This is a genomic window from Microbispora sp. KK1-11 (assembly GCF_006874435.1).
GTDB classification, from domain to species: domain Bacteria; phylum Actinomycetota; class Actinomycetes; order Streptosporangiales; family Streptosporangiaceae; genus Microbispora; species Microbispora catharanthi.
Map to the genome: position 1 here is coordinate 254,879 of NZ_VIRJ01000002.1, position 25,231 is coordinate 280,109.

The window sequence follows — 25,231 nt, forward strand, 5'->3', positions numbered from 1 at the left end:
GGCGGGCGTCAGGAGGCGACGGAGTAGGAGGTGAGCTCCTTCTCGAACCAGTCGATGGTGCGGCGCAGGCCGATGACGGGGTCGACGCGCGGACGCCAGCCGAGCCGCTCCTCCGCGAGCGAGGTGTCGGGACGCCGGACGGCGGGGTCGTCCACCGGCCGCTCGACGAACCGGATCGGGGAGGACGAGCCCACCAGGTCGCGGATCGTCTCCGCCAGCTCCGCCATCGACATCTCCGCCGGGTTGCCGATGTTCACCGGCCCGGCGAAGTCGCTCTCCGCGAGCGCGAGCACGCCGTCGATCGTGTCGTCGACGTAGCAGATCGACCGCGTCTGGCTGCCGTCGCCGGACACGGTGATCGGCTCGCCCAGCAGCGCCTGACGGATGAACGTGGGGATCGCCCGGCCGTCGTGGGGCCGCATCCGCGGGCCGTACGTGTTGAAGATCCGCACGATCCCCGTGTCTGCGCCCCGCGAGTTGCGGTAGGCCGTGGTCAGCGACTCGGCGAACCGCTTGGCCTCGTCGTACACGCTACGCGGCCCGACCGGGTTGACATTGCCCCAGTACGTCTCCTTCTGCGGGTGTTCCAGCGGGTCGCCGTACACCTCGCTGGTGGAGGCGAGGACGAACCGCGCGCCCTTCTCGGTGGCGAGCCCGAGGGCGTGCAGCGTCCCCATGCTGCCGACCTTCAGCGTCTCGATCGGATGGCGCAGGTAGTCGGCGGGGGACGCGGCCGAGGCGAAGTGCAGCACCAGGTCGACCTGGCCCGGCACGTGGACGAACCCGGTGAGGTCGCACTCCACGAGCCGGAACGCCGGCCGCCCGATCAGATGCTCCACGTTGCGCGGCGACCCGGTCAGGAAGTTGTCCAGGCAGACGACCGCCGCACCGCGCTCCACCAACCGTTCGCACAGGTAGGAACCGAGGAACCCGGCTCCCCCGGTGACCACGACACGGGATCCCTTCACCGCACTCCCACTCCTCGCAACCTTCTGACGGCGTCGAGCACCTCGGGCACCCCGATCTCGAGCAGCCCCTCCGACGGCCGGTCACCGTGCGGGTCGCCCCTGCGCCCGGCCCACAACGCGATGTGCGGACGGCCCGGCGGCGGCCCCCACAGCGCGGGCGGCACCGGGCCGTACAGGATGACCGAGGGCGTGCCGACGGCGGTGGCCAGGTGCGACATGCCCGTGTCGCCGCAGACGACGAGCGCCGCGTGCGCCGTCAGCGCGGCCAGCTCGGGCAGGTTCGTACGGCCGGCCAGCACGGACTCCTCCGGCAGACCGGCGAGTTGGGCGACGTGCCGGGCAAGCGCGATCTCGGTCACGCCGCCGGTGACGACGACCCGGTGGCCCTGACCGGCCAGTTCGGCCGCCACCTGGGCGAAGCGGTCCGGCGGCCACTGCCGCGCCCGGAACGCCGCGCCCGGGTGGATGATCATCTCGCCGCCGGCGAGCGGGCTCGGCCCCGGGTCGCCCAGCGCGAGGTCCTCCGGGTCGGCCGGGATGCCGTACCACTCCAGCAGGGAGCACCACCGGCGCCTCTCGTGCGTCTCCGGCTCCCAGGACGGCCCGTCCGGGCCCGGCACCAGGTCGTGGGCGTGCGTGAGCAGGCGGCCCGGCCGTGTGCGGCGCAGCGCCTGGATGCTCTCCGGGCCGCTGCCGTGCAGGTTGACCGCGACGTCCGGCGACTCGTACGGCACCGGCCCCGGGCCGGACACGTCGAGCAGCTCGTCGACGCCGCCGATCAGCGGCAGCAGCCCGCCGAGGTAGGCCGGGGTGGCCAGCACGAAGTGGTGCCCCGGGTGCGCCCGCCGCAGCGCCCGCAGCGCGGGCACCGAGGTCAGCAGGTCGCCGAGCCCGAGCCCCCGCAGGGCGAGCAGGACCGGTCTTTGCGGATCTTCTAGGGCCATGACGTCTCCGTGGAGGCGCACACGACCAGCTCCCTGACCTCGCAGCCCTGCGGCTGGCCGAGCGCGAACAGGATCGCCGAGGCGACGTCCTCCGGCTGGTTCAGCCGGGCGTCGGGGCCGGGCTTGTACTGGTCGGGGCGGTCGTTGAAGAAGTTCGTCTGCATGCCGCCGGGGATCAGCAGGGTCACTCCCACCTGACCGGCCAGCTCGGCCGCCAGCGCCCGGGTGAAGCCCACGACGCCGAACTTCGAGGCGCAGTAGGCCGTCGCGTCGCTGAGCGCGCGCACCCCGAGCGTGGAGGCGACGGTGACGACCTTGCCTCCCGACCGGCGCAGATACGGCAGGGCCGCCCGGACCACCGCGGCCGTCCCGAGCAGGTTGACCCCGATCACCCGTTCCCACTGATCGGCGTCCACGTCCTCAAGCCGTCCGCAGGCGTCGGTGCCCGCCGCCGTCACGACGCCGTCGAGCCCGCCCGCCCGGTCGGCGAGCTCGCGCACGGCCCGCTCGGCCTGCTCCCGGTCGGCCAGGTCGGCCCGCACGTGGTCGAAACCGCCGTCCGGCTCGTTCACGTCCACGACCAGCGGCCGCCCGCCGGCCTTGGCGACCGCCATGGCGGTGGCCCGGCCCAGGCCGGACGCGCCACCGGTGATCAATACGTTTCCCACCATTGAGGTCGATCCCTTTCGATAGGCGGCCGATGTCACGAAGCGGCTCGGGCGGCGGCGATCAGGCCGGTGGTGGAGTATCCGGGCACGGTCGGCAGGATGACGACCTCCCCTCCGGCCCGGCGTACGGCCTCGGCCTCCGGCATCGACCGCTCGTCGTAGTCGCCGCCCTTCACCCACACGTCCGGGCACAGGCGCTCGATGACCCACGACGGCGTGTCCTCGTCGAAGACCGTCACCGCGTCCACGCAGCCGAGCGCGCGCAGCACCTCGACCCGGTCGCGCTCGCTCACCAGCGGCCTGCTCGGGCCCTTGAGCCGCCGGATCGAGTCGTCGGAGTTCACGCAGACCACCAGGGCGTCGCCTAACGCCCGCGCCCGCCGCAGCAGGCTCACATGCCCGGCGTGCAGCAGGTCGAAACACCCGCCGGTCGCGATCAGGCGGCCCCCCGCGGCGCGTACGGCGGCGGCCACCTCGAAGGCGGACGCGCCGGGCGGGAACGGCACCGGCGACTCGGCGGCAGGGCGCGGCAGGCGCAGCGCGGCGGCCCCGCCCTCCTCCACGAACCTGGTGGCCTCGCCGACCGCGCGGGCGACGGCGTCCTCGGTGGACGCGCCGTCCGCCAGTGCGAGCGCCGCCGCCGCGGCGAAGCGGTCGCCGGCGCCGCAGGCGTCCGTGCCGGACGCGACGTGCGGGACGGGGACCGGCCCGAACCTGCCGCCGCGGCGGGCCAGCATCGCGCCGCGCTCCCCCAGTGTGATCGCGACGGCCTCGGCGTCGAGATCGCGCACCAGCCTGCGGGCGGTGCGCTCCGGCGAGACGTACGGCTCCTCGCACATGCCGCGGGCCTCGGCCTCGCTGGGCGTGACCAGCGCGCATCCCGGCACGGGCAGCGACCCCCGGGGATGGGGGTCCCAGACCAGCGGCACGTCGAGGCCGCGCAGCGGCTCGCGCAGCAGGTCGGCCACGCCGCGCCCGTAGTCGGCGACCAGGACCGCGCTCGCCGCGGCGAGGGCCTCGGCCGCGCGGGCGAACGCGGAGGCGGAGGCCACCTGGCCGGGCCGGCCCATCGCCCGCCCGTCACCGGTGTCGATCCTGACCAGCGTCTGCCCACGGGCGCGGACCCGCGTCTTGCGTACGGTCGTGCCGCGCAGCGGCAGCCGCACGATCTCGACGGTGGGCGACAGCAGCCCCTCCAGGCAGCGGCCGGAGGGGTCGTCCCCCATGGCGCTGATCAGCACCACCCGCGTGCCGTCGCGGGCGGCCAGCAGCGCCGCGAGCCCCGCGCCGCCCGGCCGGTGGTGCTCCGCCTGCCCCTCCACCACGGGAACGGGCGCGTCGGGGGCCAGCCGGTCGGCGGTGCCCTCGACGTCGACGTCGAGCAGGGAGTCTCCGACGATGACAAGTGGTCCGCTCACGCGACAGCCTTCTCGATCACGTCACAGAGCATGTGGATCACCGTGAGATGCACCTCCTGGATGGTCGCGGTGTCGTCCGCGGGCACGGTCAGGGCCTCGTCGCACAGCTCGGCGAGCGGATTGGGCCCGGGGCCGGTCAGCGCCCAGGTCGTCAGGCCGCACTCGCGGCCGGCCTCGGCCGCCTCGGTCACGTTGCGGCTCGTCCCGCTGGTCGACAGGCACATCAGCACGTCGCCGGGCCGGCCGTGCGCCCGCACCTGCCGCGCGTACAGCTCGGCCATGCCGAAGTCGTTGCCGATGGCGGTCAGGGACGAGGTGTCGCCGTGCAGCGGGATCGCGGCGTACGGCCGCCGGTCGGCGCGGTAGCGCCCGACCAGTTCCGCGGTCAGGTGCTGCGCCTCGGCGGCGGATCCGCCGTTGCCGCAGGCGAGCAGCCGTCCGCCGCCGCTCAGCACGGCCGCGAGCTTGTAGCCCCAGGCGTGGATCTTGGGCGTCTCCGGGTCCACCGCCGTCAGCGCGGTGCTCAGCCGGGCCAGATGAGGATGCATCGCTCAGCCTCCCGCGGCGGCGAGGGTGCCCAGGCACCCGCCGGCCAGATTTCGGTACACGGACTCGGTCTGCTCGGCGATCCTGGGCCAGCCGTAGCGGGCGCGGGCCCGCCGGGCTCCGGCGGCCGACAGCGCCGCCCGCAGGCCGGGCCGGGTCAGCAGATCGCAGAGCGCGCGGGACAGCGCACGCGGCCGCCGAGGCGGCACGAGCACGCCGCATCCGGCGACGGTGTCGAGGTGGCCGCCGACCGCCGAGGCGACCACCGGCACCCCGCAGGCCAGGGCCTCCAGGGGCACCATGCCGAACGGCTCGTACCACGGGACGGTCACCAGGACGTCCGCGGAGCGCATGAGGGCCGGCACCTCGGCCCGGCTCACGCTGCCGATCAGCCGGACCCGGTCGCCGAGGCCGAGGCCGTCGGCCAGCGTGCGCAGCCGTGTGCTCTCCTCGTCACCCGGGTCGCCGCCCGCGATCACGAGCTCGGCGCCGGGCACCTGCCGCATCGCGCGGACGACGGTGTCCACCCCCTTACGCGGCACCATGCGGCCGATGCTCAGCACCCGGGGCCGGTCGCCGCGCGGGGCGGCCGGGCCGTCCACGCGGAACAGGCCGAGGTCGACGCCGCACGGCACGACCGCGATCCGGTCGCGCGGCACGCCCATCGCGACGAGTTCGCGCACCTCGTCGGAGCAGGTCGCGATGACCGCGACCGCCCGGCGGCCGATGTCGCGCTCGATCGCGAGCCGGCTCGGCGGGCTGGTGTCGGCCTCGCCCTGCCAGCGCCGTTTCACGGAGCCGAGCGCGTGGTAGGTCTGCACGACCGGTATCTCAAGGGGCTCCGCCGCCGTCAGCGTGGCCAGCCCGCTCATCCAGAAGTGCGCGTGCGCCACGTCGGGCGGCTCGGCCTTCCACCTGCGGGCCAGGTGCTCCCCGAACTCGGGCATGTGCGGCAGCAGCTCGTCCTTGGGCAGCGGCTCCGCCGGTCCGGCCGGCACGTGCTCGACGGTGACGCCGGGCGCCATGGGCACGGCGTCCGGCTGGTCGGGTGAGGTTCGCCGCGTGTGCACGACGACCTCGTGGCCCCGTTCGGACAGGGCCAGGGCCAGCGCCGCGACGTGCACGTTCTGCCCGCCGGCGTCCACACCGCCGAGGGTCGCCAGCGGGCTGGCGTGCTCCGACACCAGGGCGATCCTCATGGCACCCTCTCCTTCACCGCCTCCTCGGCCGGTATGAGGCGGCGCACCGCGTCGACCACCTGCTCACCGCCGACCGAAGTCAGGCACGGATGACCGGGTACGGGACAGATCCTCGCCCTGCTCCCCCGGCAGGGGGCGTCCTGGTCGCCGAGGACCACCGTGGGCACGCCGTACGGCGCCCAGCGGGCGGCCGGCACGACCGGGGCGAACAGGCTGACCACGGGCGTGCCGACGGCGGCCGCGAGGTGGGCGGGGCCGGTGTTGGCGGCGACCACCGCCGACGCCCCGGCGAGCACGGCGGCGAGCTCGGCGAACGTGGTCGCCCCGCCCAGATCGAGCGCGGGACCGGAGACGAGCGCGGTCAGCGCCCGCTCGCCCGGGCTGCCGGTGACGACGACCCGCTCGCCCGCGGCCAGCAGCGCCTCGACCGCCTCCGCCCAGCGCTCGGCGGGCCACGCCCTGGCCGGCGCGGTCGTGCCGGGATGCACCACCACGTAGCCGGGCGGGCCGGTGAGGTGCTCCACGTCCGGCAGCGGACCACGCACGGCGAGCCGCCCGTCGTCGCCCGGCGGGAGGTCGAAGCCGGCGGCGCGGGCGAGGCCGAGCATGCGCTCCGGCTCGGGGACGTCCACGCTCTCGTCCACGACGTGACGCACGTCGAGCAGGGACCCGGGGTAGTCCTCGCTGATCGCGGCGATCCGCGGCACTCCCGCCAGCCGCAGCAGCAGGGCCGTCGGCAGCGCCGACTGGTGGAAGGACGTGAAGATCACGGCCACGTCCGGGCCGACGGCGCGGACCTGCTCCACCAGGCGGGCCGCGTGCTCGGAGGTCATCGGCATCCGGTCGGGGTCGATCCACGGGGCGCGCCATTCCAGGACACGGTCGACGCCGGGCAGCAGTTCGGCCGCGGCCCTGCCGTGCGGGCCTGCGAGCATCACGACCTCCCGCGCCCAGGCGGCGACGGCGCGCACGGCGGGCCCCGCGAGCAGCACGTCGCCCGCGTTGTCGGGCCGCACCACCAGAGCGGTCCCGATCACGAGCGCCTCCCCGTCTTCCCCGTCCGCACCTTCACCTCGCCTCTGATCCGGTGCGCGCAGGCCACCGGTGGGATGACCACGCTGGTCGCGGCCATGCGCGCGATCTCCTCCGGCGTACGCGGGCCCGGGGCGATGCGCGCCCAGGCGAACTCGGCGGTCAGGCCGAGCCAGGCCAGTCCCGCGGCGGCGGCCAGCCGCCTCCGCCGCCCCCCGGTGGCGGCGAGCGTGAGCGCGAGCAGGCCCACGCCGGTGGTGAGCGCGTGCCGCTTGAGCCTGCCCGGGTGGCCGCCGATGGCCGCCCGCCAGTCGCGGCCGTGCACGTGCCGCATGAGCGCGTCGGACGCGTTGCCGCGCTGGAAGCGCACGCTGGACCAGAAGCCGTCGTCGCGCACCGGGTGGCGGGTCAGGCGTTCGCCCTTCACCAGGGCGAACCCCGCCTGCTCGACCCGCAGCGCGAGGTCGGCGTCCTCCCGGTAGGCCCCGGGGAAGCGCTCGTCGAATCCGCCGGTCGCCTCCAGTGCCGTCCTGCGGTAGGCCATGTCGGCGGTGATCCAGTCGGCGCCGGCCAGCCCGGCGGTGTTGCGCTCGGCGTCGGTCGGGCGGCGGCCGGCCGGCAGCGGCACCTCCAGCCGTCCCTGGCTCCCGCCGACGTTCTCGGGCAGGCGGGCGAGGTCCGCCGTCAGCGCGCGGACCCAGCCCGGGCCCGGCACCACGTCGTCGTCGAGGAACACCACCCACGGTGTCGTCGCGGCCCGCCATCCGGCGTTGCGCGCGGCGGCCGGGCCGCGCCCGCCCGACCTGAGCACGCGTACACGGTCGGGCACCGGCAGCGGCTCCGGGCTCTCCCCCGGCCGGTCGTCCACCACGAGGATCTCGGGACCGGAACCTGAACCTGAGCTGGAGCCGACGGCGGCGAGCGTGGCGGCCAGGCTGGGCCGCCCGATCGTCGGGATGACGACCGTGACCGCCGGTCCCGTTTCTTGGTGCGGCTCCCCGGTGGAAGCCGAGTTCGTCTCCCGGGTCATCTCAGTCGTCATCCGGCGAACACCGCCCCCCTGCGCACGACGTACGGACCGAGGACGAGCACGTCCACCGGGGCCGAGCCGAAGCACTCCAGAGCGTCGCGGGGGTCGTCCACCATCGGGCGGCCGGCCGTGTTGAGGCTCGTGTTGACCACCACCGGCAGCCCGGTGCGCGCCTCGAACTCCTCGAGCAGCCGGGCCAGCAGCGGGTCGCGGCCGCGCTCGACGGTCTGGATCCTGGCCGTGCCGTCGACGTGCACCACCGCGGGGATGCGGTCGCGCCACTCCGGCCGCACGTCGTGGACGAACAGCATGTACGGGCTCGACATCGGGCCCCTGCCGAAGATCGTGGGAGCGCGTTCCGCCAGCACCATCGGGGCGATGGGGCGGAACTGCTCGCGGCCCTTCACGTCGTTGAGCCGCTCGGTGTTGCGGGGGTTGCCGGGGTGGGCGAGGAGGGAACGGCGGCCGAGCGCGCGGGGGCCGTACTCGGCGCGTCCCTGGAACCAGGCGATCACGCGGTCGGCCGCGAGCTCGGCGGCGACGGTCGCGGCGAGGTCGGCGGGGCGCTCGTACGGCACCCGCGCGACGTCGAGCCAGGCGCCCAGCTCCTCGTCGGTCCAGCCCCGCCCGAGGTCGGCGCCGGGCATGGGCGTGACGTGGTCGCCGTTCGCCTGCGCGAGGTGCAGCGCGCCTCCGAGCGCGGTGCCCGAGTCGCCCGCCGCGGGCTGCACCCACACCTCCTCGAACGGGCCCTCGGCGAACAGGCGGGTGTTGGCCACGCAGTTGAGCGCCACTCCCCCGGCCATCGTGAGGTAGCGCGCCCCGGTCCGCTCGTGCAGCCACGTGGCGAGGTCGAGCAGCACCTCCTCAAGGCGGATCTGCACGCTCGCGGCGAGGTCGGCGTGGTCGGCCGTCCACTTCTCGCCCTTGCCGAGCGCCTTGGCGTAGACGCTCCAGTCGATCGGCTCGACCCGGAACCCGCCGTCGCCCGTGGGGTAGATGAGCTCGCGCATCTCGCGCAGGAAGCGCGGCTCGCCGTAGGAGGCGAGGGCCATCACCTTGTACTCGTCGCTCGACCGGAGGAAGCCGAGGTGCTGGGTGAGGTCCTCGTACATCAGCCCGAGGGAGTGCGGCAGCGCCTGGCTCGCCAGGACGGTCAGCTCGCCGTCCCGGTAGTGCCCGGCCAGGTGCGAGACGGCCTCGCCGCGGCCGTCGCAGACCAGCACCGCCGACTCGCGGTAGGGCGCGGCCAGCCCTGCCGACGCGGCGTGCGCGATGTGGTGGGGGACGAACCGCACCTGGGCGGCGTCGAGCCCGGGCAGCGCGGTGGCCAGGAAGCTGGGGGCGCGGCGTGCGTAGGTGGTGCGCAGGTCCTCCCAGCGCTCGTCCTGCCCTGGCCCTCCGGGCACCACGAGCTCGGGGTCGTAGGAGTAGGCGACGCCGTCGAGGTCCTCGGGCCGCAGCCCGGCCTGTTCGAGGCACCACGCGGCGGCCAGCTCCGGCAGCTCCCAGGCGGAGAACGGGACGGGGCGCTTGCCGTGCTTGCGGCGGCTGAAGCGCTCTTCCTCTGCTGCGGCGACCACCTCACCATCCACGACCAGCGCAGCGGCTGGATCATGAAAAATCGCGTTTATCCCCAAGAACCGCATCGGTTTCCCTCCGTGGCGCAGTGGAGGTCTGGTTACCGAGAGAAGCGCTCCTAAACACTCCTTTGTAGAGAAGTCGACGTGAGTGGGGGATGCACTCAATAACTACTACTCTGCGTAGTCACGGGCAGAGTTGCGGCGGTGTTTGCCGACCTGTCCCCCGGGTAGCCCGGCGGGCGATTCGTGCAGGAGGTTGCTCGTGCCACAGGCCGCCCGTCCGCCCGCCGCGGTGCTTTTCGACCGTGACGGAACGCTGATTCAGGACGTTCCTTACAACAGTGATCCCGAGCGCGTGGAGCCCGTCGCCGGGGCTCGGGAGGCGCTCGACCGGCTGCGCGCGGAGGGCATCCCCATCGGGATCGTGACCAACCAGTCGGGGGTCGCCAAGGGCCTGATCGTCCCGGAGGCCCTGCGCGCCGTGAACGACCGGGTGGACGCCCTGCTCGGCCCCTTCGACGTGTGGGAGATCTGCCGGCACGACGACGGCGACCGCTGCGACTGCCGCAAGCCCGCGCCCGGTCTCGTGCTGCGCGCGGCCCGCCGGCTCGGCGTCCGCCCGGAGGACTGCGTGGTGATCGGCGACATCGGCCGGGACGTGGAGGCGGCCCGCGCCGCCGGCGCCCGGGGCATCCTCGTGCCGACCCCGGTGACGCTGCCGGAGGAGGTGGCGGCCGCCCCCGAGGTGGCGTCCGACCTCGCCGCGGCGGTCGATCTGGTCCTCGGGGAGTTCAGCTCACAGCTGAGGATGAAGAGGGCATGACCAGGGCAGGTGGGTGAGGCGCCCGCGGGCGGAGGGCACGGTGTTCCGAGGTCGGCAGTACGACGGACGGGGAGCGAAGCGATGAAGATCATGGTCTGGCATGTCCACGGTTCGTGGACCACCTCTTTCGTGCATGGGCGGCACAACTATCTGGTGCCGCTCACCCCCGACCGCGGTCCCGACGGGCGGGGCCGGGCCGACACCTATCCCTGGCCCGACACCGCGCGGGAGGTCCCGTACGACCGGCTGGCCGGCGAGGACGTCGACGTGGTCGTCTACCAGCGGCCGCACGAGCTCGACCTGGCCCGCGAATGGCTGGGGCGCGACGTGCCCGGCGTCTACGTCGAGCACAACACGCCCGCGGGGGACGTGCCCAAGACCCGTCATCCCCTGGCCGACCGCGACGACGTCCCGATCGTCCACGTCACCCACTTCAACGACCTGTTCTGGGACTCCGGCCGCGCCCCCACCCATGTGATCGAGCACGGGGTCGTCGACCCCGGCTACCTCTACACGGGCGAGCTGGCCCGTGCCGGCGTGGTCGTCAACGAGCCGATCAGGCGCTGGCGGGTGGCGGGCACCGACCTGCTGCCCACGTTCGCCGCGACGGCCCCGCTCGACGTGTTCGGCATGAAGGTGACGAACCTGCCGTCCAAGCTCGGCCTCTCCGAGGAGATGGAGACGTTCGAGGACCTGCCGCAGGCCGCCATGCACGCCGAGCTGGCCCGGCGCCGGGTCTACCTGCACCCCTACCGCTGGACCTCGCTGGGACTGTCGCTGATCGAGGCCATGATGATCGGCATGCCGGTCGTCGCGCTCGCCACCACCGAGGCCGTGGAGGCCGTGCCGCCGGAGGCGGGGGTCGTCTCGACCAAGCTGCCGACGCTGCTGCGGGCCCTCGACCGGTATGCCAACGAGCCCGAGCTCGCCGTACAGGCGGGCAAGGCCGCCCGCTCGGCCGCGCTGGCCCGCTACAACCTCGACCGCTTCCTCGCCGACTGGGACAAGCTGCTCGCCTCGATCGCCCAGGGATGACCTGTTCAGCCTGAGCCACCGCGACGACCTGGTTCGGTCGCCTCGGTGGCTCTCGCCTGCGGGCCATGTGCGAGCCCTGAGACCCGGCTTGACGACAGACCGGCAGCATATGGATACTGACTGTGTCGCACTCCCTGGAGTGCGGAAGTGGCGCCGGGAACCCCCCGATGGAATCGGGAGCCCGGCGCTCGCGCTATTCGGGATCAGATTCCTTCGGCTTCCAAAAACGTGATGCGCTCCCCGAAGAGCGCCAACCAGCGGTCTTCTCCGTCCAGCCATCCGGCGACGATTCCCGCGATCACGTCTGCCGTCCACAGCGCCGCATCGGAACTCGCTCGCGACCAAACAACAGCCATGTCAGCGGCAACCTGCCCAGATCTACGGAGGTGTGTCAAGATCGCTCTATCGCCGGTGTCCTGCTCCCGCCGGGATTCGAAGACGACCGTGTCCACCTGCCGTGCGGACAGCTCAGGCAGCATCCGGAGGAGACGGTGGCGCCTGGCGCGCTCCGAACGTCCTGGAGGGCTGTAAAAGGTGACAGCGACGTTCAGCGCGCGGGCAGCCTGCGATGTCCTTCGGGTCGCGCTGCTGATGTCTACGTGGGGAAGGCCTTACCCCTCGTTGAGACCGGCAGGTTCTCCCTGCGGGAACATCTTGCGGGGCGGCAGGGGGGAGCCATGCCCGATTCCCGGGAGATCCATGACGCTTTCGCGGAGGCACTCTGCACGCACGACAAGAGGCGTCTTCTGGACTGTTTCCACCTGGACGCCGTCATCGTGACCCCCGTCGGGATGGTCGAGGGGCACGAACAGATCGAGTGGTATTTCGGCCAGTTCTTCTCCACCGTGCCCGACCTGACGACCGAGGTCACCACGATGCGGGTCCGCGGTGACACCATCGCCGTCGAATGGGTCACGTCGGGGAGCCAGGCGGGAGTGATGCTGCTCCCGGACGGCACCGAGATCCCCGGCACCGGCCGCCCCGTCTCATGGACGGGGTGCGGGATGTGGACGGTGGAAGACGGCAGGTTCGCCAGCGGGCGCATCTACTACGACCAGTTGCGTGCTTACATGTCGTTGGGCTGCCGGCTCGCACAGACCGAGCCCGGCTCCGCGGCCGCCCCCGTCCACACGGCCACCCCTGATCGGGAGGCCGAGCCCCTGCCTGCCGCCGAGTCGCGGTCCGGATCCGTCCGCCGGCTTCTCCGCAGACTCAGCGGCCGGTGACCGCCGCCGCGTCCGTGCCGGCGAGGCGGGACCTTGATTGTTTACCGAGAACGGGGCACCGCGAGGGCACGTGATCCGGCCCAGGTGGGAAAAGGCTCCTCATGATGCGCAACCTGGTGAACGGCGCCGTCGGCGGCGCGCTCGCGACGGCCGTGTACAGCGCGGTGCTGATGGCGGCGGACAGGGCCGGCCTGCTGGAGGAGCCGCCGCCGCGGCGGTTCGTGCGGCTGACCCTTTCCGGGCGGGACAAGCCCATGAGGGGCGAGAACGTGCTGGGCACGATCGCGCACTTCGCGTTCGGCTCCTCCTGTGGCTCGGTGCTCGGCCTGCTGTCGGCCGGACAGCGGGTGCCCGTTCCGATCGGCACGGCGTACGGGTTGCTGGTGTGGTACTTCGGCTACCAGGGCCTCGCGCCGAGCATCGGCGCGTACCCGCCCATCCCCAAGGACCGCGCGGGACGCCAGGCCGCACTGCTGGCGGGACACCTGGTGTGGGGCACGGCGCTCGCCCTCGCGCTCAACCGGCTGCGGACCGAGAAGGCGCCGCTGACCGCCGAACTCGCGCCCCGCGTTCGCGAGCAGGTCCGGCGTGTCATGCCCACCCCCGAACCCGTCCCGGCGCGGTGACGTTCGCCAGCGCATACGAAAGCAGGGGGTGACGCCCGCCGATCGTCCGATGCGCCGTGACCTGCCGAGTGTCCAGCTTGATGGCGTGTCGGCCCTGACCCCTGTGGGGGATGGGCCCGCGTCCGTTCCGGGATCTCCCGGATGTCCCGGATGCTCTTCGGCCGACATGGTGGACCCGTGTCCTAATGATCGGAGTCACACTGATGTCGCACGCCATCCTCGACCTGGTCCAGCAGGTGATGTCATCGCCCTGGTTATACGTGGCGCTGTTCGCCCTGGCGCTGCTCGACGGGTTCTTCCCGATCGTGCCGGCCGAGACCTCGGTGATCACCGCCGCGGTGTTCGCCGCGTCGGGCGAGACCAACCTGGCCCTGGTCATCGTGGTCGCGGCTCTCGGCGCATGCGCGGGTGACCACATCTCCTACCTGATCGGCAGCAGGTCGGCGGGCAGGCTGCGGGAGAAGAGGCCGTTCGTCTGGGCGCGGAACGCGCTGGCCGAGCGGGGCGGTCTCGTCCTGGTCGTGGCCAGATACATCCCCGGTGGACGCACCGCGACCACGCTCACCATGGGCGCCGTACGGCATCCGCTGCGCTCGTTCACGTTCTTCGACGCGATCGCGGCGGGCTCGTGGGCGGTGTACTCCGGGCTGATCGGCTTCTTCGGCGGCATGGCGTTCGAGAACGACCCGATCAAGGGCCTGTTCCTCGGCCTCGGCATCGCGCTGTCGATCGCCGCGATCGCCGAGCTGGTGAGATGGCTCAGGAAACGACGCGCCACCCGGCTCGCCCCGGAACGTCTTCCCGCGCGCACCTCCGCCTGACCCTCTCCGGTGATCTGCCCTCGCGCCGGCTGGGAACATGGGAGCACGAGGCTCGGATCATGTCCCCGTTCTCGCGTCAGCGTCAACGAATCAAGGAGGAGTCAGATGAGCAAGCTCGATGAGAACGCCGTAGCGCTGCTGAAGGAACCGGTCCACGCCTGGGTGACGACCATCCGGCCGGACGGGTCGCTGCACAACACCGTGGTGTGGGTGGACGTCGACGGCGACGAAGTGATCTTCAACACCGCCGTGGGGCGGGCGAAGGAGCGGCACCTGCGTGACAACCCCCGGGTGTCTGTCAGCGTGCTCGACCCGGAGAACGCCTTCCGCTTCGTCAGCGTCTCGGGCACCGCCGAGCTGGAGCTCGAAGGCGCGGACGCGGTCATCGACGGCCTGGCGAAGAAGTACCTCGGGGTGGACGCCTACCCCTACCGCCAGCCGGGAGAGCAGCGCATCACCGTGCGCATCGCTCCCGAGAAGGTCATCTCCAGCGCCGGCCGCTGACCCGTTCACACGGCGGCACGTAGGTAGGCGAGCACGGCGAGCACCCGGCGGTGGTCGTCGGCGTCCGGAGGCAGGTCGAGCTTGGCCAGGATGCTCGCGATGTGCTTGGCGACGGCCGCCTCGGAGACGAACAACGCGCGGGCGATCGCGGCGTTCGACCGTCCTTCCGCGACGAGGGCGAGCACCTCGCGCTCGCGTGGCGTGAGCCGGGCCAGCGGGTCGCGGCGCCCGCGCAGCAACTGCCGGACGACCTCGGCGTCGATCACCGTGCCGCCGCCCGCGACCGTCGTCACCGCGCCGGCGAACTGCGTGACGTCGCCGATCCGGTCCTTCAGCAGGTAGCCGACGCCGCCCCCGCCCGAGGACCGGGTCTGGTCGAGCAGTTCGGCGGCGTAGGTCTGCTCGACGTACTGGCTGAGCACCAGCACCGCGAGGGACGGCCGCGCCGCCCGCAGCTCCAGCACGGCCCGAAGCCCCTCGTCGCTGTAGCCGGGCGGCATGCGCACGTCGGCGACGACGACGTCCGGGTCCTGCTCGGCGACCGCCGCGATCAGCGCGGGGGCGTCGCCGACGGCCGCGACGACGCTGTGCCCGAACCGTTCCAGCAGGCCGGCGAGGCCCTCCCGGAGCAGCACCGAGTCTTCGGCGATCACCACTCGCACGGGATCTCCGCCCTCACCGTGGTCGGGCCGCCGTACGGGCTCTCGACGGTCAGTGTGCCGCCGACGGCCGCCACCCGGTCGGCGAGCCCGGTCAGGCCGGTGCCGCGCGCCGGGTCCGCTCCCCCTCGCCCGTCGTCGGCGATCTCCAGCACGAGCCGGCCCCGGCGCAGCCGGCCGCGCACCGCGCAGGAGCCGGCCCCGCTGTGCTTGGCCACGTTCGCCAACGCCTCACACGCGACGTAGTAGGCCGCCGCCTCCGCCCGCTCGGGCGGCCGCCGGTCGAGCTCGACGTCCACCCGCGCGGGCACCGGCGACCTACCGGCCACATCGCGTACGGCGGCGGGCAGCCCGCGGTCGGCGAGCACCTGCGGATGGACACCGCGAATCAGCTCGCGCAGCTCCGCGAGCGCCTGCCCGGCCAGCTCGCGCGCCTCGTCGAGCCGCACGGCCGCGGGCGAGCCCGGCGGAAGGTCGAGCCCGGCCAGGCCGAGCTTCATCGACAGCGCGACGAGCCGCTGCTGCGCGCCGTCGTGCAGGTCGCGCTCGATGCGGCGGCGCTCGGCCTCGAAGGCGTCCACCAGTCGCGCCCGCGACCGCGCGATCTCCCGCATCTCGGCCTCCTGCGGGACGAGCATCGCCCGCGCCATCGCCGCCCTGGCGCCCGCCCAGGCGGCGATCGTGTACGCCGCGACGGGCACCAGCAGCAGCCCGACGGCCGAGCCGACGAAGGTCTGCCCCAGCGTGGCCTCGCCCTCGGGAGCGATCGGCTGCACGACCGGCGAGAGGATCAGCACCACCGGCCCGGCGATCGCGGCCGCCACCACCAGCAGGTCGACCCACCAGAGCGCGACCACCGCCACGAGGGTGTGCCCCGCCTCCCGCCACCCCGGCCACCAGCCGTCCGGCAGTCCGCGCACCGGCTGCCGGTCCGCGAGGCGCAGCCGCCACCGCTCGAACCGGGACAGGGGCATCAGCAGCACGGCGGCCACCACGAGGGACAGCGGCGCGGCGAGCAGGCCGCCCACCGCACGGACCGGCACCAGGACGACGGCGAACGCGAGACCGGGGACGGCCCCGGCCAGCAGGTACGCCAGAGACCTCCACGGCCAGGCCGAGGCCAGGAAGCGCTGGGGCGGTCCGCTGAGCGCGTCCAGCGCGGTCCGGGGCACAAGGGTCACAGGGGCGGGGACGAGGAACGGGGTGGCCACGGCACCGACGCTAACCGCTGAGCGCGCCGGTGTCGGTAGTGCTGGGGATACCCCTGGGTCTCGCCCCAGTGTCAGTGCCTCGCGGGCCCGCCGCCGGTTGGCTGAGCGACATGACACAGACAACCGGGCAAGCGGTCCTGATCGACTCGGTCCGCGTGGTGTACGGCACCGGGCCTGGCGCGGTGACCGCTCTCGACGGCGTGACCCTCGGCTTCGGCCAGGGGACCTTCACCGCCGTGATGGGGCCCTCGGGCTCCGGCAAGTCCACGCTGCTGCACTGCGCCGCCGGGCTCGACCGGCCGACGTCAGGGACCGTGCTGATCGGCGGCACCGACCTCGGCCCCCTCGACGAGAAGGCGCTCACCCTGCTGCGCAGGGAACGAATCGGCTTCGTCTTCCAGGAGTACAACCTGGTCGACGCGCTCACCGCCGAGGAGAACGTGGCGCTCCCCCTCCGTCTGGCCGGGCGCCGCCCCGGTCCTGACGAGGTGCGCGACGCGCTCGCCGAGGTCGGCCTGGACCGGCGGGCCGGGCACCGGCCCGCCGAGCTCTCCGGCGGCGAGCGGCAGCGGGTGGCGATCGCCCGCACGCTCATCACGCGGTCGAGAGGCACCGCGCCCGCCGTGCTCTTCGCCGACGAGCCGACCGGCGCGCTCGACCGCGCCGCGTCCCGCATGGTCATGGAACTCCTGCGCGCGCTCGTCGACGCCCACGGGCAGACCGTCGTCATGGTCACGCACGACCCCGCCGCGGCGGCGTACGCGGACCGGGTCGTGCTGCTGGCCGACGGCCGGCTCGCCGGGGAACTGGGCCGGTCGGGCGCCGCCGAGATCGCCGCGCGCATGGCCCTGCTGGAGGAGGCATGTTGAGCCTCTCGCTCCTCCGTGGCCGGTGGACCGGGCTCGCGGGCACCTTCGTCGCCCTCTGCCTCGGCGCCGCGGTCCTCGCCGCGAGCGCGCTGCTGCTGACGTCCGCGGGCCCGCGGGTGCCCGCGCGGTACGCCGCCGCGCCCCTGCTCGTACGCACCCCCGGCGTGCCCGGGGACGACAACGCCTTCGCCGAGAACCGGCCCTGGTCTCCGGAGACGGTGGAGGCGCTGGTCCGCGCGCTGTCGTCGGTGCCCGGCGTCGCGGCGGCCGTCCCCGACCGCGCCTTCTACGCCCAGGCCGTCGTCCGGGGCAGGCCGTCCGGCGGAGACGAGGCACGAGGCTGGAGCACCGCGGCGCTGGCGCCGCACCGGCTGGTGGCGGGCAGTCCGCCGGTCCGCGCCGGAGAAGTGGTGCTCGGCCGCGCGCTCGGGATCGCGCCGGGATCGCCGGTCACGCTGCTGACCGCCAGGGGACCCGCGCCCTACACGGTCAGCGGGCTCACCGACGGCCCCGGACCGTACGTCTCGGACGGCGAGGCCGCGCGCCTCGGGGGCGGGGTCCGCGTCATCGGACTGCTCACCCGGCCCGGGACCGAACCCTCCGCCGTACGGCGTGCCGTGCGGGGTGTCGTGCATGGTGTCGTCGGGGGGTCCGGGCAGGTGCTCGCCGGGCCGGACCGGGCGGCGGCCGAGCCCGCGGCCGACGCGCGGACCCGCTGGATCGGCATGCAGGTGCTGACCGCGATGGCGCTGCTCGGCGGGTTCGTGTCGGTGTTCGTGGTGGCCTCCACGTTCGCGTTCCGGGTCACCCAGCGGCGCCGGGAGTTCGGCCTGCTGCGGGCGGTCGGCGCGACCCCGCGCCAGGTGCGGCTGATCGTGTACGGCGAGGCGCTCGCCGTGGGAGCCGTCGCCGCCGCGGCGGGGGCGCTGCTGGGCGCGGCCGTCGCGCCCGCCGTGGGCGGGGTGCTCGTCGCGGCGGGCTTCGAGCCCGAGTCGTTCGGCGTGCGGTTCGCCCCGCTGCCCGTGGCCGGAGCGGTCGCGGCCGGGATCGCGGCGGGCCTGCTCGGCGCGTGGTCCGCCTCGGGCAGGGCAGCCCGGGTCCGCCCGCTCGAGGCCCTTCGCGACCACGCGGCGGGCGGCACGCCGATGACCCGCGTGCGGTGGATCGCGGGCATCGTGTCGGTCGCCGGCGGCCTGGCCCTGGCGGTGGCGAGCGGTTCCGCCGGCGAGGACGCCCTGGTGAACGACGTCCTGCTCGCCGCGATGGCGCTGATCGCCGGGCTCACCCTGCTCGCCCCTGTCGTCCTGCCGTCGCTCGTCCGCGTCCTCGCATGGCCGGTCTCCCGGACGGCCGTGGGCATGCTGGCCGGGCGGAGCGCGATGACGGCCGTGCGGCGCACCGCCGCCACGGCGGCCCCCGTCCTGCTGACGGTGGGCTTCGCCGTGCTCGTCACCGGCATGGTGCGCACGACCGCCGCGGCCTACACGGTGGGGCGGGCGACCGGCACCCCCGCGGCGGCGGTGCTCGTGCCCGACGGCGCCCCCGGCCTGTCGGACGCGGCGCTCGCGGCGGCCTCGGCCCCAGCGGTGCCGCTGCCCACCACCGTGTACAGCGACCGGCCGCTCTCCGCGCTGGGCGACGATCACCTCACGACCGGCGAGTCGGCGGTCGCGGAGTGGGTGGCCCGGGACCACGGCTGGCGGAAGGGCGACGTCGTGCCGCTCACCTTCGAGGACGGCAGGGCCGTGCGCCTGCGGATCGCGGCGGTCCTGCCCGGCGCGCCGGCGGAGGTGCTGGTCTCCAGGGACACGGTCCGGGCGCACGACCCGTCGGCGCTGACCCCCGAGGCGTACGTGTCCCGGCCGGCCGGGATGGTCTTCCCGGGGGCGAGGACGGTGAGCGTCGCCGACCGCGCGGCCGGCGACCAGGCGGAGGAGGACCGGCTCGTCTGGCTGTTCACGCTCCTGCTGGTCGGGGTCTCGGCCGGTTACTCGGGCCTGGCGATCGTCAACACGCAGGTCATGGCGGCGTCGGCACGCGCACGCGAGTTCGCGGTCCTGCGCCTGTCGGGCGCGACGCGGCGGCAGGTGACCGCCTCGGCCGCGGCCGAGGCGGCACTCGTCACCGGGATCGGCACCGTGCTCGGCCTCGCCGTGGCCGTTCCGGCGCTGCTCGGAATGCGCGCCGGGCTGGCGCAGAAGTCCGGCGCGGCCGTTCCGCTGGTCGTCCCCTGGCCCACGGTCGCGGCCGTCGTCGCCGCCTGTCTCGTCCTCGCGGCCGGAGCGAGCACTTTCCCAGGAAAAACACCTTTCACTTCAGGAAAGACCTCATCCAGGCCGCGTACCAGGGCAGTTGCGTGATCAGGCAAAGGAACCGTCGATCCTTCGCCTTGTTATCGCAAGTATTGCGATCCCACGTGTTCAGACGGCCCGGTTTCCGGATGGCCCTTATTAACATTTTTTTCCTGAGCATTGCATAACGGACACGAACGGAGGGGTCATGGCGGGCTGGCACGTGCCTTCCCTTTTACGCCCGCGCTCGATCCAGGCGCGGACCGCCCTGATGAGCGCGGTCCTCTCCCTCGTCGTCCTCACGGTGATCGGGTTCGGCCTGGACATCGCCGTCCGCAACCGGATCCACAGCCACCTCTTCATGGACACCCAGCGGGTGGCCACCGACTGGATCGCCTCGATGGGCCCCAACGGCATCCCGGAGCCGCCGGCCGCGCACGAGGACCTGGTGCAGCTCGTCGACTCCCGCAACCGGGTGATCACCGCCAGCCGGGCGGCGAGCGGCCGGGCCCCGCTGACCGCCCCCTTCCCCACGGGCCAGGACCGGCTGCAGTACCGGATCGAGTGCCCGGACGAGGGCCGGTGCGTCGTGCTCACCGCCGTACGGGTCCTGCCGGTGCAGTCCCGGCTGTTCTGGAACGGCGAGCCGCACGCCGTGTACGCGGGGAGGACCGAGCCCGGCCTCCTGGCCACGCGGCGGCTGGAGCTGTTCATCGCGATCGGAGTGCTGCTGATGACCGCCGGATGGACCTGGGCGAGCTGGCGCGCCGCGGGCCGCACGCTGCGTCCGGTCAGGGAGATTCGCGAGATGGTGACCGAGATCAGCGTGCGCGACCTGAGCCTGCGCGTCCCCCAGCCGCCCGGGCGTGACGAGATCGCCGAGCTCGCGCGGGCCTCCAACAGCTTCCTCGAACGTCTCGACACCTCGGTGCGCCAGCAGCGGCACTTCGCCTCGATGGTCTCCCACGAGCTGCGGACCCCGCTCGCCGGGCTGCGCACGCAACTGGAGGAGGCGCTGCTCTACCGTGAGGAGACCGATCCGTACGAGGCGATCCGTACGGCGGTGCTGACCACAGAACGATGCCAGGCGATCATCGACGAGATGCTCACGGTCGCCCGCGTCCGCACGGCCGCGACGGCCGAACCCGAGCCGGTCGACCTCGGGGCGCTCGCGCGGGAGGAGGCCGCCGCCCGCACGGACGGCGTGCCCGTGCACGTCGAGGTCGAGGACGAGGTGACCGTACTCGGCAACCGGGTCCAGCTGTGCGGCGTGCTGACCAACCTGCTGGTCAACGCCCAGCGCCACGCGTACAGCAGGGTCGATGTCACGGTCGGGCGGGCCGGGGGCGAGGCGGTCGTCACCGTGCTCGACGACGGCGACGGCATCGCGCCGGAAGACCGCGAGCGGGTCTTCGAGCCGTTCGTCCGCCTGAAGGACGGGCGCCGCCGCGACCCCAAGGGCACCGGGCTGGGCCTCGCCCTGTGCCGCATCACGGCGGACGCGCACCACGGGACGCTGCGGGTCGAGGACTCCCCGCGCGGCGCCCGCTTCGTCCTGCGCCTGCCGCTGCCCGCGGGCGCCGCGGCCGCGGGCGGCGCCCGCCAGATCAGCCGGTGACGCTCAGCCGCTGACGCTCGGGCGGCCGTTCCCGACGGCGGCCAGGGTCAGCGCGAAGTCGGCGGCGCTGTCGGTGTACCAGCGGCAGACCGCGAACCCGGCCCGGGACAGCTCGTCGAGCACGCCCTCCCTGCGGAACTTGGCGCTGATCTCCGTGCGCATCTCCTCGCCCTCGGCGAAGGCGACCGTGAGGCCGAGCGCCCTGATCGGGACCTCCATGGGCCGGGTCGCCCGCAGCCGCATCTCGATCCAGTCGTTGTCCTCGTCCCACAGCGCGACGTGCTCGAACGCCTCCGGCTCGAATCCGGCGTCCAGCTCCCGGTTGAGCACGTGCAGCACGTTGCGGTTGAAGGCGGCCGTCACGCCTCCCGGGTCGTCGTACGCCGCGACGAGCCGCCCCTTGTCCTTCACCAGGTCGGTGCCGAGCAGCAGGGTGTCGCCCGGCCGCAGCGTGGCGCGCAGTTCCTTGAGGAACACCTCCCGCGCGGCGGGCGGGAGGTTGCCGATCGTGCCGCCGAGGAACGCCACCAGCCGCCTGCCGGTCCTCGGCAGCAGCGCGAGGTGCTGCTCGAAGTCGGCGCGCACCGGCCGCACGTCGAGTCCGGGATAGCGTACGGCGAGCCGCTCGGCCGCGGCCCCCAGCGTGACGTCGTCCACGTCGACCGGCGTGTAGGCCCGCAGCGTGCCCGCGTTGGCCAGCGCGTCGAGCAACAGCACGGTCTTCTCGCTGGTGCCCGAGCCCAGCTCGACGAGAGTGTCGGCGCGGCTGAGGCCGGCGACGTCGACGGCGCGGCGGCGCAGGATCTCCAGCTCGCGCCGGGTGGGGTAGTACTCCGCCAGCCGGGTGATCCGGGAGAACAGCTCGCTGCCCGCGGCGTCGTAGAACCACTTGGGGGGCAGCCACTTGGGCGACGAGGTGAGCCCCGCGCGTACGTCGTTCTCCAGAGCCTGGCGCAGGTAGTCGCCGCCGAGATGATCGGTAACCATGGTCGCCTCTCAATCGATGGGTGTCACCGAAACGCCGTCGGGGGACGCGAGCAGCAGGCTCCGGTCGGGCACGGCCCGCCAGCCCGGCCGGTCGTCCAGCGGCTCGCTCGCGACGAGCACCCCCTCCTCCAGGTGCGTGAACAACGTGTCGCCCCACGCGACGGCGGCCAGGTGGGAACCTCCCGTGACGAGCAGGTTGAGCCGGGCCTCCGGGTCGCCCTCGGCGGCCGCGCGGACGACGGCGGGCAGGACGTCGGCGAGCGGCAGGCCGTCCCCCAGCCGGGTGAACACGGCCGCGGCGAGCCACGCCGAGTCGCACACGCTCTCCGCGTCGGCCGCGAGGGGCCGGACGGCCTCACGCCTGACCCTGCCGTTGTGGCTGAGCAGCCAGGGCCCGTCGGCGAACGGCGCGGTGGCCGTCTCCTCGATCGGCATCCCGACCGTGGCCGACCGCACCGCCGCGATCAGGCACGTCGAGCGGGCCGCCGCGGCGAGGCCGGGCATGTTGGCGTCCGCCCAGATGGGCACCGTACGGCGGTAGCGCACGGGCCGGGACCCGTCGTACCAGCCGAAGCCGAACCCGTCGGCGTTCACCGTGCCGTACTTCTGCAGGCGCGGCGCGTACGACTGACGCAGCAGGCCGTGTTCTGGGTCGCTGATGAGCGTGATCAGGGACCGCGCCGGGCCCAGCCACGCCACGTGACGGCACATCCCCTCACTCCTCCGAGCGGGCGCAGCGGAACCCGGCGAAGATCTGCCGCCGGATCGGGTAGTCCCAGTTGCGGAAGGTCGTGCGGACGGCGGAGGGGTGGGTGGCCCACGACCCGCCGCGCAGCACCCGGTAGGTCTCCCCGAAGAAGACCTTGCTGTACTCCTCGTAGGGGAAGCACCGGTAACCGGGATAGGGCTGGAACCAGGAGTCGGTCCACTCCCACACGTCCCCGATGAGCTGCTCCACCCCGTAGGGGCTCGCGCCGTCCGGGAACGCCCCGGCGGGCGCGGGCCGGGCCGCGCGGTGGCCGAGGTTGGCCCAGCGCCCGAGGTGGCCGGGATCGGCCTCGCCCCAGGGGTACGTGCGGCCGCCGCACGCCTTCTCCCACTCGGCCTCGGTCGGCAGGCGCTTGCCCGCCCACCGGGCGTACGCGTCGGCCTCGTACCACGAGACGTGCTGCACCGGCTCGTCCGGCGGCACGGGCTCCTCCCGGCCGAACCTGACCCGCCACCAGGTGTCGCCGTCGCGCGTCCAGAACAGCGGGGCCTCCACGCCGTTCCGCTCGACCCACTCCCAGCCCTGCGGCACCCACCAGCGCGGGTCGCGGTAGCCGCCGTCCTCGACGAATTCGAGGTAGGCCCCGTTCGTGACGGGGTGGCGGTCGATCCAGTAGCCCGGCAGGTACAGCCGGTGGGCCGGCCGCTCGTTGTCGTACGCCCAGGCCACGGTGTCGGTGCCCATCGTGAAGACCCCGGCGGGGATGTGCACCTCGGGCTCGGCGGCGGGCCTGCCGGGCGGCAGTTCCCCGTCACGGACCAGGCCGGGCCGCCGGGACAGCTGGAGCGTGGCGAGCATGGTCTCGTCGTGCTGGTGCTCGTGCTGCAGCACCAGCCCGAAGACGTAGCCGCCGGACCGCAGCGGATCGGGACCGGTCAGGTCCACCCGGTCGAGTACGTCGAGCACCCGCCCGCGCACACCGGAGATGTACTTCCTGGCCTCGGCCGGGCCGAGCAGCGGGAGCGACGGCCGGTCCTTGCGCGGATACTTGAACGCGTCGTAGAGATGGTCGATCTCCGGGCGCAGCGGCTCGATGCCGCCCACCTCGCGCAGCACCCACAGCTCCTCGTAGTTGCCGACGTGGGCGAGGTCCCAGACCAGCGGCGACATCAGGGGCGAGTGCTGGCGCACGAGCATGTCGTCGTCGGCGTCGGTGTAGGCGAGCGACCGCTCGCGTACGGCGGCGAGCTCGGCCGCGATCCGCTCCTTCAGACCGGTCGGGCCGGCGTTGCCCAGGACGGCGTCGAGATCGGTCACGCGAACACCTCCATCTGGTCGGCGGCCGGCGATCGGCCGGATTCGATGTGCCGAGAGGCGAACGCGCGGACCCGGGCGACCAGCGAGGGCTCGGCCCCGAGACGGGGCAGGGCCTCGGCGGCGGCGGCGAAGCAGACCGAGGCGGAGCGGCGCAGATCGGGGTCGGCGAGACCGAGACGGGCGGCGTCCGCCCACCGGTGGGCGACCGGCCGGGCCGCCTCCATGGCGAGCCCGGCGGCCCGGTCGTCGGTGACGAGCGCGTGGACGACGGCCACGCACACGGGCCACTCGGCGGCCCCCTGCGCGTCGAGGTAGCGCACCTCCAGCCAGCCCCGGGGCCGCACGGGCGGGAAGAGCGTGGTGGCGTGGTAGGCGAGGTCGGCCTGACCGGGGGGTCGCCCGGCCACGCGGGCGAAGTCGCGGAACGCCGAGCCGTCGAGGACCGGCAGGAGACCGCCGGCCCTCCGGACCAGCATGAGGCGGGCGTCGAGGAGGTAGCGCGCCCAGTCGTCCGCCGGGTCGCCGTTCTGTGCGACCGGCGCGGTCCTGCTCGGGTCGAGCCTGCCCCACACGGCCTGGCGGCCGGAGGCCCACCCGTCGGCGGGCGAGTTGGCGAAGGCCGCCACCAGCACCGGGCCGAGCACGTGGGCCCGTTCCCAGCGGGCCCGGTGATCCTCGCCGAAGTCCAGGTTGACCTGGATCGACGCCGTCGAGCACATCATCGTCAGGCCGTGCGGCCGCTCCAGGACCGCGGCCATCGCCTCATACCTGGGCTCTCGTAACTGCCGCAGGGGCGGGCGCAGGGTGTCGAGGCCGCGGCCGCCCAGCCGCAGCCCGGCCCGGGCGAGCGCGAGCCGTACGGCGGCGACGTCGGCGGCGAGCTTCGCGAGGGCGGCGGGCAGGACGTCCGGCGGGGCGGACAGTTCGAGCTGCCCGCCCGGCTCGAACGTCACCCGGCTGCCGCCCGGGAGCGCGGGGAGCGCGCCCGCGATCCGGGCGATGGGGACGTGAAGCACGGGGTTGTCCGCGTCGAAGACCAGGAACTCCAGCTCGACGCCCAACCGGTCGGAGGTGACTCCGCGGAAGCAGTCCCGGGCGTACCTCTGCACGTCGGTCATTCGCCCCCCATCGGGCCGATGTTTACGCG

General features: G+C 73.9%; 25 protein-coding genes. 9 read left to right on the top strand and 16 right to left on the bottom strand.

What is annotated here, in order from left to right:
• Positions 1-8: 8 nt before the first annotated feature.
• The 9 genes from FLW16_RS04090 to FLW16_RS04130 are packed head-to-tail and all read right to left on the bottom strand — an operon-like array spanning position 9 to position 9,454.
• Positions 9-968 (bottom strand): UDP-glucuronic acid decarboxylase family protein, encoded by a 960-nt coding sequence (locus FLW16_RS04090; protein ID WP_142557738.1) that lies wholly within the window; start codon positions 966-968, stop codon positions 9-11.
• A complete protein-coding gene (locus FLW16_RS04095; protein WP_142557739.1) occupies positions 965-1,912 on the bottom strand; it encodes a glycosyltransferase family 9 protein in 948 nt (315 codons plus the stop codon). The genes FLW16_RS04090 and FLW16_RS04095 overlap by 4 nt, the downstream gene beginning before the upstream one ends.
• Positions 1,903-2,583, bottom strand: coding sequence for an SDR family oxidoreductase (locus FLW16_RS04100; RefSeq protein WP_142557741.1), 681 nt, complete (start codon positions 2,581-2,583; stop codon positions 1,903-1,905). Before FLW16_RS04100 ends, FLW16_RS04095 begins: the two co-directional genes overlap by 10 nt.
• Positions 2,584-2,615: 32 nt before the next feature.
• On the bottom strand, positions 2,616-3,998 hold the full coding sequence (locus tag FLW16_RS04105) for a PfkB family carbohydrate kinase (RefSeq protein WP_142557743.1): 1,383 nt from the start codon (positions 3,996-3,998) through the stop codon (positions 2,616-2,618).
• Entirely contained in the window at positions 3,995-4,546 is a 552-nt protein-coding gene (locus FLW16_RS04110; RefSeq protein WP_030512289.1) for an SIS domain-containing protein, read from the bottom strand. Before FLW16_RS04110 ends, FLW16_RS04105 begins: the two co-directional genes overlap by 4 nt.
• Positions 4,547-4,549: 3 nt before the next feature.
• Entirely contained in the window at positions 4,550-5,743 is a 1,194-nt protein-coding gene (locus FLW16_RS04115) for a glycosyltransferase (RefSeq protein WP_142557745.1), read from the bottom strand.
• Positions 5,740-6,780, bottom strand: a complete 1,041-nt coding sequence (locus FLW16_RS04120; protein WP_142557746.1) for a glycosyltransferase family 9 protein — start codon at positions 6,778-6,780, stop codon at positions 5,740-5,742. Before FLW16_RS04120 ends, FLW16_RS04115 begins: the two co-directional genes overlap by 4 nt.
• Positions 6,777-7,817: a glycosyltransferase family 2 protein gene (locus tag FLW16_RS04125; protein ID WP_260614861.1), complete on the bottom strand. Its 1,041-nt coding sequence runs from the start codon at positions 7,815-7,817 to the stop codon at positions 6,777-6,779. Before FLW16_RS04125 ends, FLW16_RS04120 begins: the two co-directional genes overlap by 4 nt.
• Positions 7,814-9,454, bottom strand: a complete 1,641-nt coding sequence (locus FLW16_RS04130) for a carbamoyltransferase C-terminal domain-containing protein (protein ID WP_142557748.1) — start codon at positions 9,452-9,454, stop codon at positions 7,814-7,816. Before FLW16_RS04130 ends, FLW16_RS04125 begins: the two co-directional genes overlap by 4 nt.
• A 196-nt stretch (positions 9,455-9,650) precedes the next feature.
• On the opposite strand from FLW16_RS04130, the gene FLW16_RS04135 reads away from it, so the two are divergent.
• Together FLW16_RS04135 and FLW16_RS04140 are read left to right on the top strand one after the other, a co-directional pair.
• On the top strand, positions 9,651-10,211 hold the full coding sequence (locus FLW16_RS04135; RefSeq protein WP_260614862.1) for an HAD family hydrolase: 561 nt from the start codon (positions 9,651-9,653) through the stop codon (positions 10,209-10,211).
• Between the two features lie 81 nt (positions 10,212-10,292).
• Positions 10,293-11,246, top strand: a complete 954-nt coding sequence (locus tag FLW16_RS04140; protein ID WP_142557750.1) for a glycosyltransferase — start codon at positions 10,293-10,295, stop codon at positions 11,244-11,246.
• 203 nt (positions 11,247-11,449) lie between these two features.
• Here FLW16_RS04140 and FLW16_RS43395 read toward each other — a convergent pair whose 3' ends face one another.
• Positions 11,450-11,725 carry a hypothetical protein gene (locus FLW16_RS43395; RefSeq protein WP_185949243.1) on the bottom strand — a complete coding sequence of 92 codons (276 nt, stop codon included), beginning with the start codon at positions 11,723-11,725 and terminating at the stop codon, positions 11,450-11,452.
• 198 nt (positions 11,726-11,923) lie between these two features.
• Here FLW16_RS43395 and FLW16_RS43400 point away from each other — a divergent pair, with 198 nt between their 5' ends.
• The 4 genes from FLW16_RS43400 (at position 11,924) to FLW16_RS04160 (ending at position 14,423) form a co-directional block, all read left to right on the top strand.
• A complete protein-coding gene (locus FLW16_RS43400; protein WP_185949244.1) occupies positions 11,924-12,472 on the top strand; it encodes an ester cyclase in 549 nt (182 codons plus the stop codon).
• Positions 12,473-12,573: 101 nt separating this feature from the next.
• Complete coding sequence (locus tag FLW16_RS04150; RefSeq protein ID WP_185949245.1) at positions 12,574-13,098, top strand: DUF6789 family protein; 525 nt, start codon at positions 12,574-12,576, stop codon at positions 13,096-13,098.
• A 203-nt stretch (positions 13,099-13,301) separates the two neighbouring features.
• Positions 13,302-13,919: a DedA family protein gene (locus tag FLW16_RS04155; RefSeq protein ID WP_142557754.1), complete on the top strand. Its 618-nt coding sequence runs from the start codon at positions 13,302-13,304 to the stop codon at positions 13,917-13,919.
• A 105-nt stretch (positions 13,920-14,024) separates the two neighbouring features.
• The gene (locus tag FLW16_RS04160; protein WP_142557756.1) at positions 14,025-14,423 is read left to right on the top strand and encodes a PPOX class F420-dependent oxidoreductase; all 399 of its coding nucleotides are present in this window, start codon (positions 14,025-14,027) and stop codon (positions 14,421-14,423) included.
• A gap of 5 nt (positions 14,424-14,428) precedes the next feature.
• Here the strand turns inward: FLW16_RS04160 and FLW16_RS04165 are convergent, their stop codons facing one another.
• A complete protein-coding gene (locus tag FLW16_RS04165; RefSeq protein ID WP_142557758.1) occupies positions 14,429-15,085 on the bottom strand; it encodes a response regulator transcription factor in 657 nt (218 codons plus the stop codon).
• On the bottom strand, positions 15,073-16,293 hold the full coding sequence (locus FLW16_RS04170) for a histidine kinase (RefSeq protein ID WP_260614863.1): 1,221 nt from the start codon (positions 16,291-16,293) through the stop codon (positions 15,073-15,075). Before FLW16_RS04170 ends, FLW16_RS04165 begins: the two co-directional genes overlap by 13 nt.
• 110 nt (positions 16,294-16,403) lie before the next feature.
• Here FLW16_RS04170 and FLW16_RS04175 point away from each other — a divergent pair, with 110 nt between their 5' ends.
• From FLW16_RS04175 to FLW16_RS04185, 3 genes are all read left to right on the top strand, one after another.
• Positions 16,404-17,162, top strand: coding sequence for an ABC transporter ATP-binding protein (locus FLW16_RS04175; RefSeq protein ID WP_142557760.1), 759 nt, complete (start codon positions 16,404-16,406; stop codon positions 17,160-17,162).
• A complete protein-coding gene (locus FLW16_RS04180) occupies positions 17,156-19,522 on the top strand; it encodes an ABC transporter permease (protein WP_142557761.1) in 2,367 nt (788 codons plus the stop codon). Before FLW16_RS04175 ends, FLW16_RS04180 begins: the two co-directional genes overlap by 7 nt.
• Positions 19,523-19,724: 202 nt before the next feature.
• Positions 19,725-21,071, top strand: coding sequence for a HAMP domain-containing sensor histidine kinase (locus tag FLW16_RS04185; RefSeq protein ID WP_185949246.1), 1,347 nt, complete (start codon positions 19,725-19,727; stop codon positions 21,069-21,071).
• A gap of 3 nt (positions 21,072-21,074) precedes the next feature.
• Here the strand turns inward: FLW16_RS04185 and egtD are convergent, their stop codons facing one another.
• Genes egtD through egtA form a run of 4 tightly spaced genes read right to left on the bottom strand, consistent with a single transcriptional unit; the run spans position 21,075 to position 25,202 of the window.
• A complete protein-coding gene (egtD, locus tag FLW16_RS04190; protein ID WP_142557765.1) occupies positions 21,075-22,058 on the bottom strand; it encodes an L-histidine N(alpha)-methyltransferase in 984 nt (327 codons plus the stop codon).
• 9 nt (positions 22,059-22,067) lie between these two features.
• A complete protein-coding gene (egtC, locus tag FLW16_RS04195) occupies positions 22,068-22,769 on the bottom strand; it encodes an ergothioneine biosynthesis protein EgtC (RefSeq protein ID WP_142557767.1) in 702 nt (233 codons plus the stop codon).
• Between the two features lie 4 nt (positions 22,770-22,773).
• Positions 22,774-24,084, bottom strand: a complete 1,311-nt coding sequence (egtB, locus tag FLW16_RS04200) for an ergothioneine biosynthesis protein EgtB (RefSeq protein WP_260614864.1) — start codon at positions 24,082-24,084, stop codon at positions 22,774-22,776.
• Positions 24,081-25,202 carry an ergothioneine biosynthesis glutamate--cysteine ligase EgtA gene (egtA, locus tag FLW16_RS04205; RefSeq protein ID WP_142557769.1) on the bottom strand — a complete coding sequence of 374 codons (1,122 nt, stop codon included), beginning with the start codon at positions 25,200-25,202 and terminating at the stop codon, positions 24,081-24,083. Before egtA ends, egtB begins: the two co-directional genes overlap by 4 nt.
• Between the last annotated feature and the right edge of the window lie 29 nt (positions 25,203-25,231).

Bases quoted from the DNA above. Each gene is read 5' to 3' on its own strand.
- FLW16_RS04095 (WP_142557739.1), bottom strand. From the start codon at position 1,912: ATGGCCCTAGAAGATCCGCAAAGACCGGTCCTGCTCGCCCTGCGGGGG.
- FLW16_RS04180 (WP_142557761.1), top strand. From the start codon at position 17,156: ATGTTGAGCCTCTCGCTCCTCCGTGGCCGGTGGACCGGGCTCGCGGGC.
- FLW16_RS04150 (WP_185949245.1), top strand. From the start codon at position 12,574: ATGATGCGCAACCTGGTGAACGGCGCCGTCGGCGGCGCGCTCGCGACG.
- egtA (WP_142557769.1), bottom strand. From the start codon at position 25,202: ATGACCGACGTGCAGAGGTACGCCCGGGACTGCTTCCGCGGAGTCACC.
- FLW16_RS04115 (WP_142557745.1), bottom strand. From the start codon at position 5,743: ATGAGGATCGCCCTGGTGTCGGAGCACGCCAGCCCGCTGGCGACCCTC.
- egtD (WP_142557765.1), bottom strand. From the start codon at position 22,058: ATGGTTACCGATCATCTCGGCGGCGACTACCTGCGCCAGGCTCTGGAG.
- FLW16_RS04175 (WP_142557760.1), top strand. From the start codon at position 16,404: ATGACACAGACAACCGGGCAAGCGGTCCTGATCGACTCGGTCCGCGTG.
- FLW16_RS04130 (WP_142557748.1), bottom strand. From the start codon at position 9,454: ATGCGGTTCTTGGGGATAAACGCGATTTTTCATGATCCAGCCGCTGCG.
- FLW16_RS04140 (WP_142557750.1), top strand. From the start codon at position 10,293: ATGAAGATCATGGTCTGGCATGTCCACGGTTCGTGGACCACCTCTTTC.
- FLW16_RS04125 (WP_260614861.1), bottom strand. From the start codon at position 7,817: ATGACGACTGAGATGACCCGGGAGACGAACTCGGCTTCCACCGGGGAG.
- FLW16_RS43395 (WP_185949243.1), bottom strand. From the start codon at position 11,725: ATGCTGCCTGAGCTGTCCGCACGGCAGGTGGACACGGTCGTCTTCGAA.
- FLW16_RS43400 (WP_185949244.1), top strand. From the start codon at position 11,924: ATGCCCGATTCCCGGGAGATCCATGACGCTTTCGCGGAGGCACTCTGC.
- FLW16_RS04155 (WP_142557754.1), top strand. From the start codon at position 13,302: ATGTCGCACGCCATCCTCGACCTGGTCCAGCAGGTGATGTCATCGCCC.
- FLW16_RS04160 (WP_142557756.1), top strand. From the start codon at position 14,025: ATGAGCAAGCTCGATGAGAACGCCGTAGCGCTGCTGAAGGAACCGGTC.
- FLW16_RS04185 (WP_185949246.1), top strand. From the start codon at position 19,725: ATGAGCGCGGTCCTCTCCCTCGTCGTCCTCACGGTGATCGGGTTCGGC.
- FLW16_RS04100 (WP_142557741.1), bottom strand. From the start codon at position 2,583: ATGGTGGGAAACGTATTGATCACCGGTGGCGCGTCCGGCCTGGGCCGG.
- FLW16_RS04110 (WP_030512289.1), bottom strand. From the start codon at position 4,546: ATGCATCCTCATCTGGCCCGGCTGAGCACCGCGCTGACGGCGGTGGAC.
- egtC (WP_142557767.1), bottom strand. From the start codon at position 22,769: ATGTGCCGTCACGTGGCGTGGCTGGGCCCGGCGCGGTCCCTGATCACG.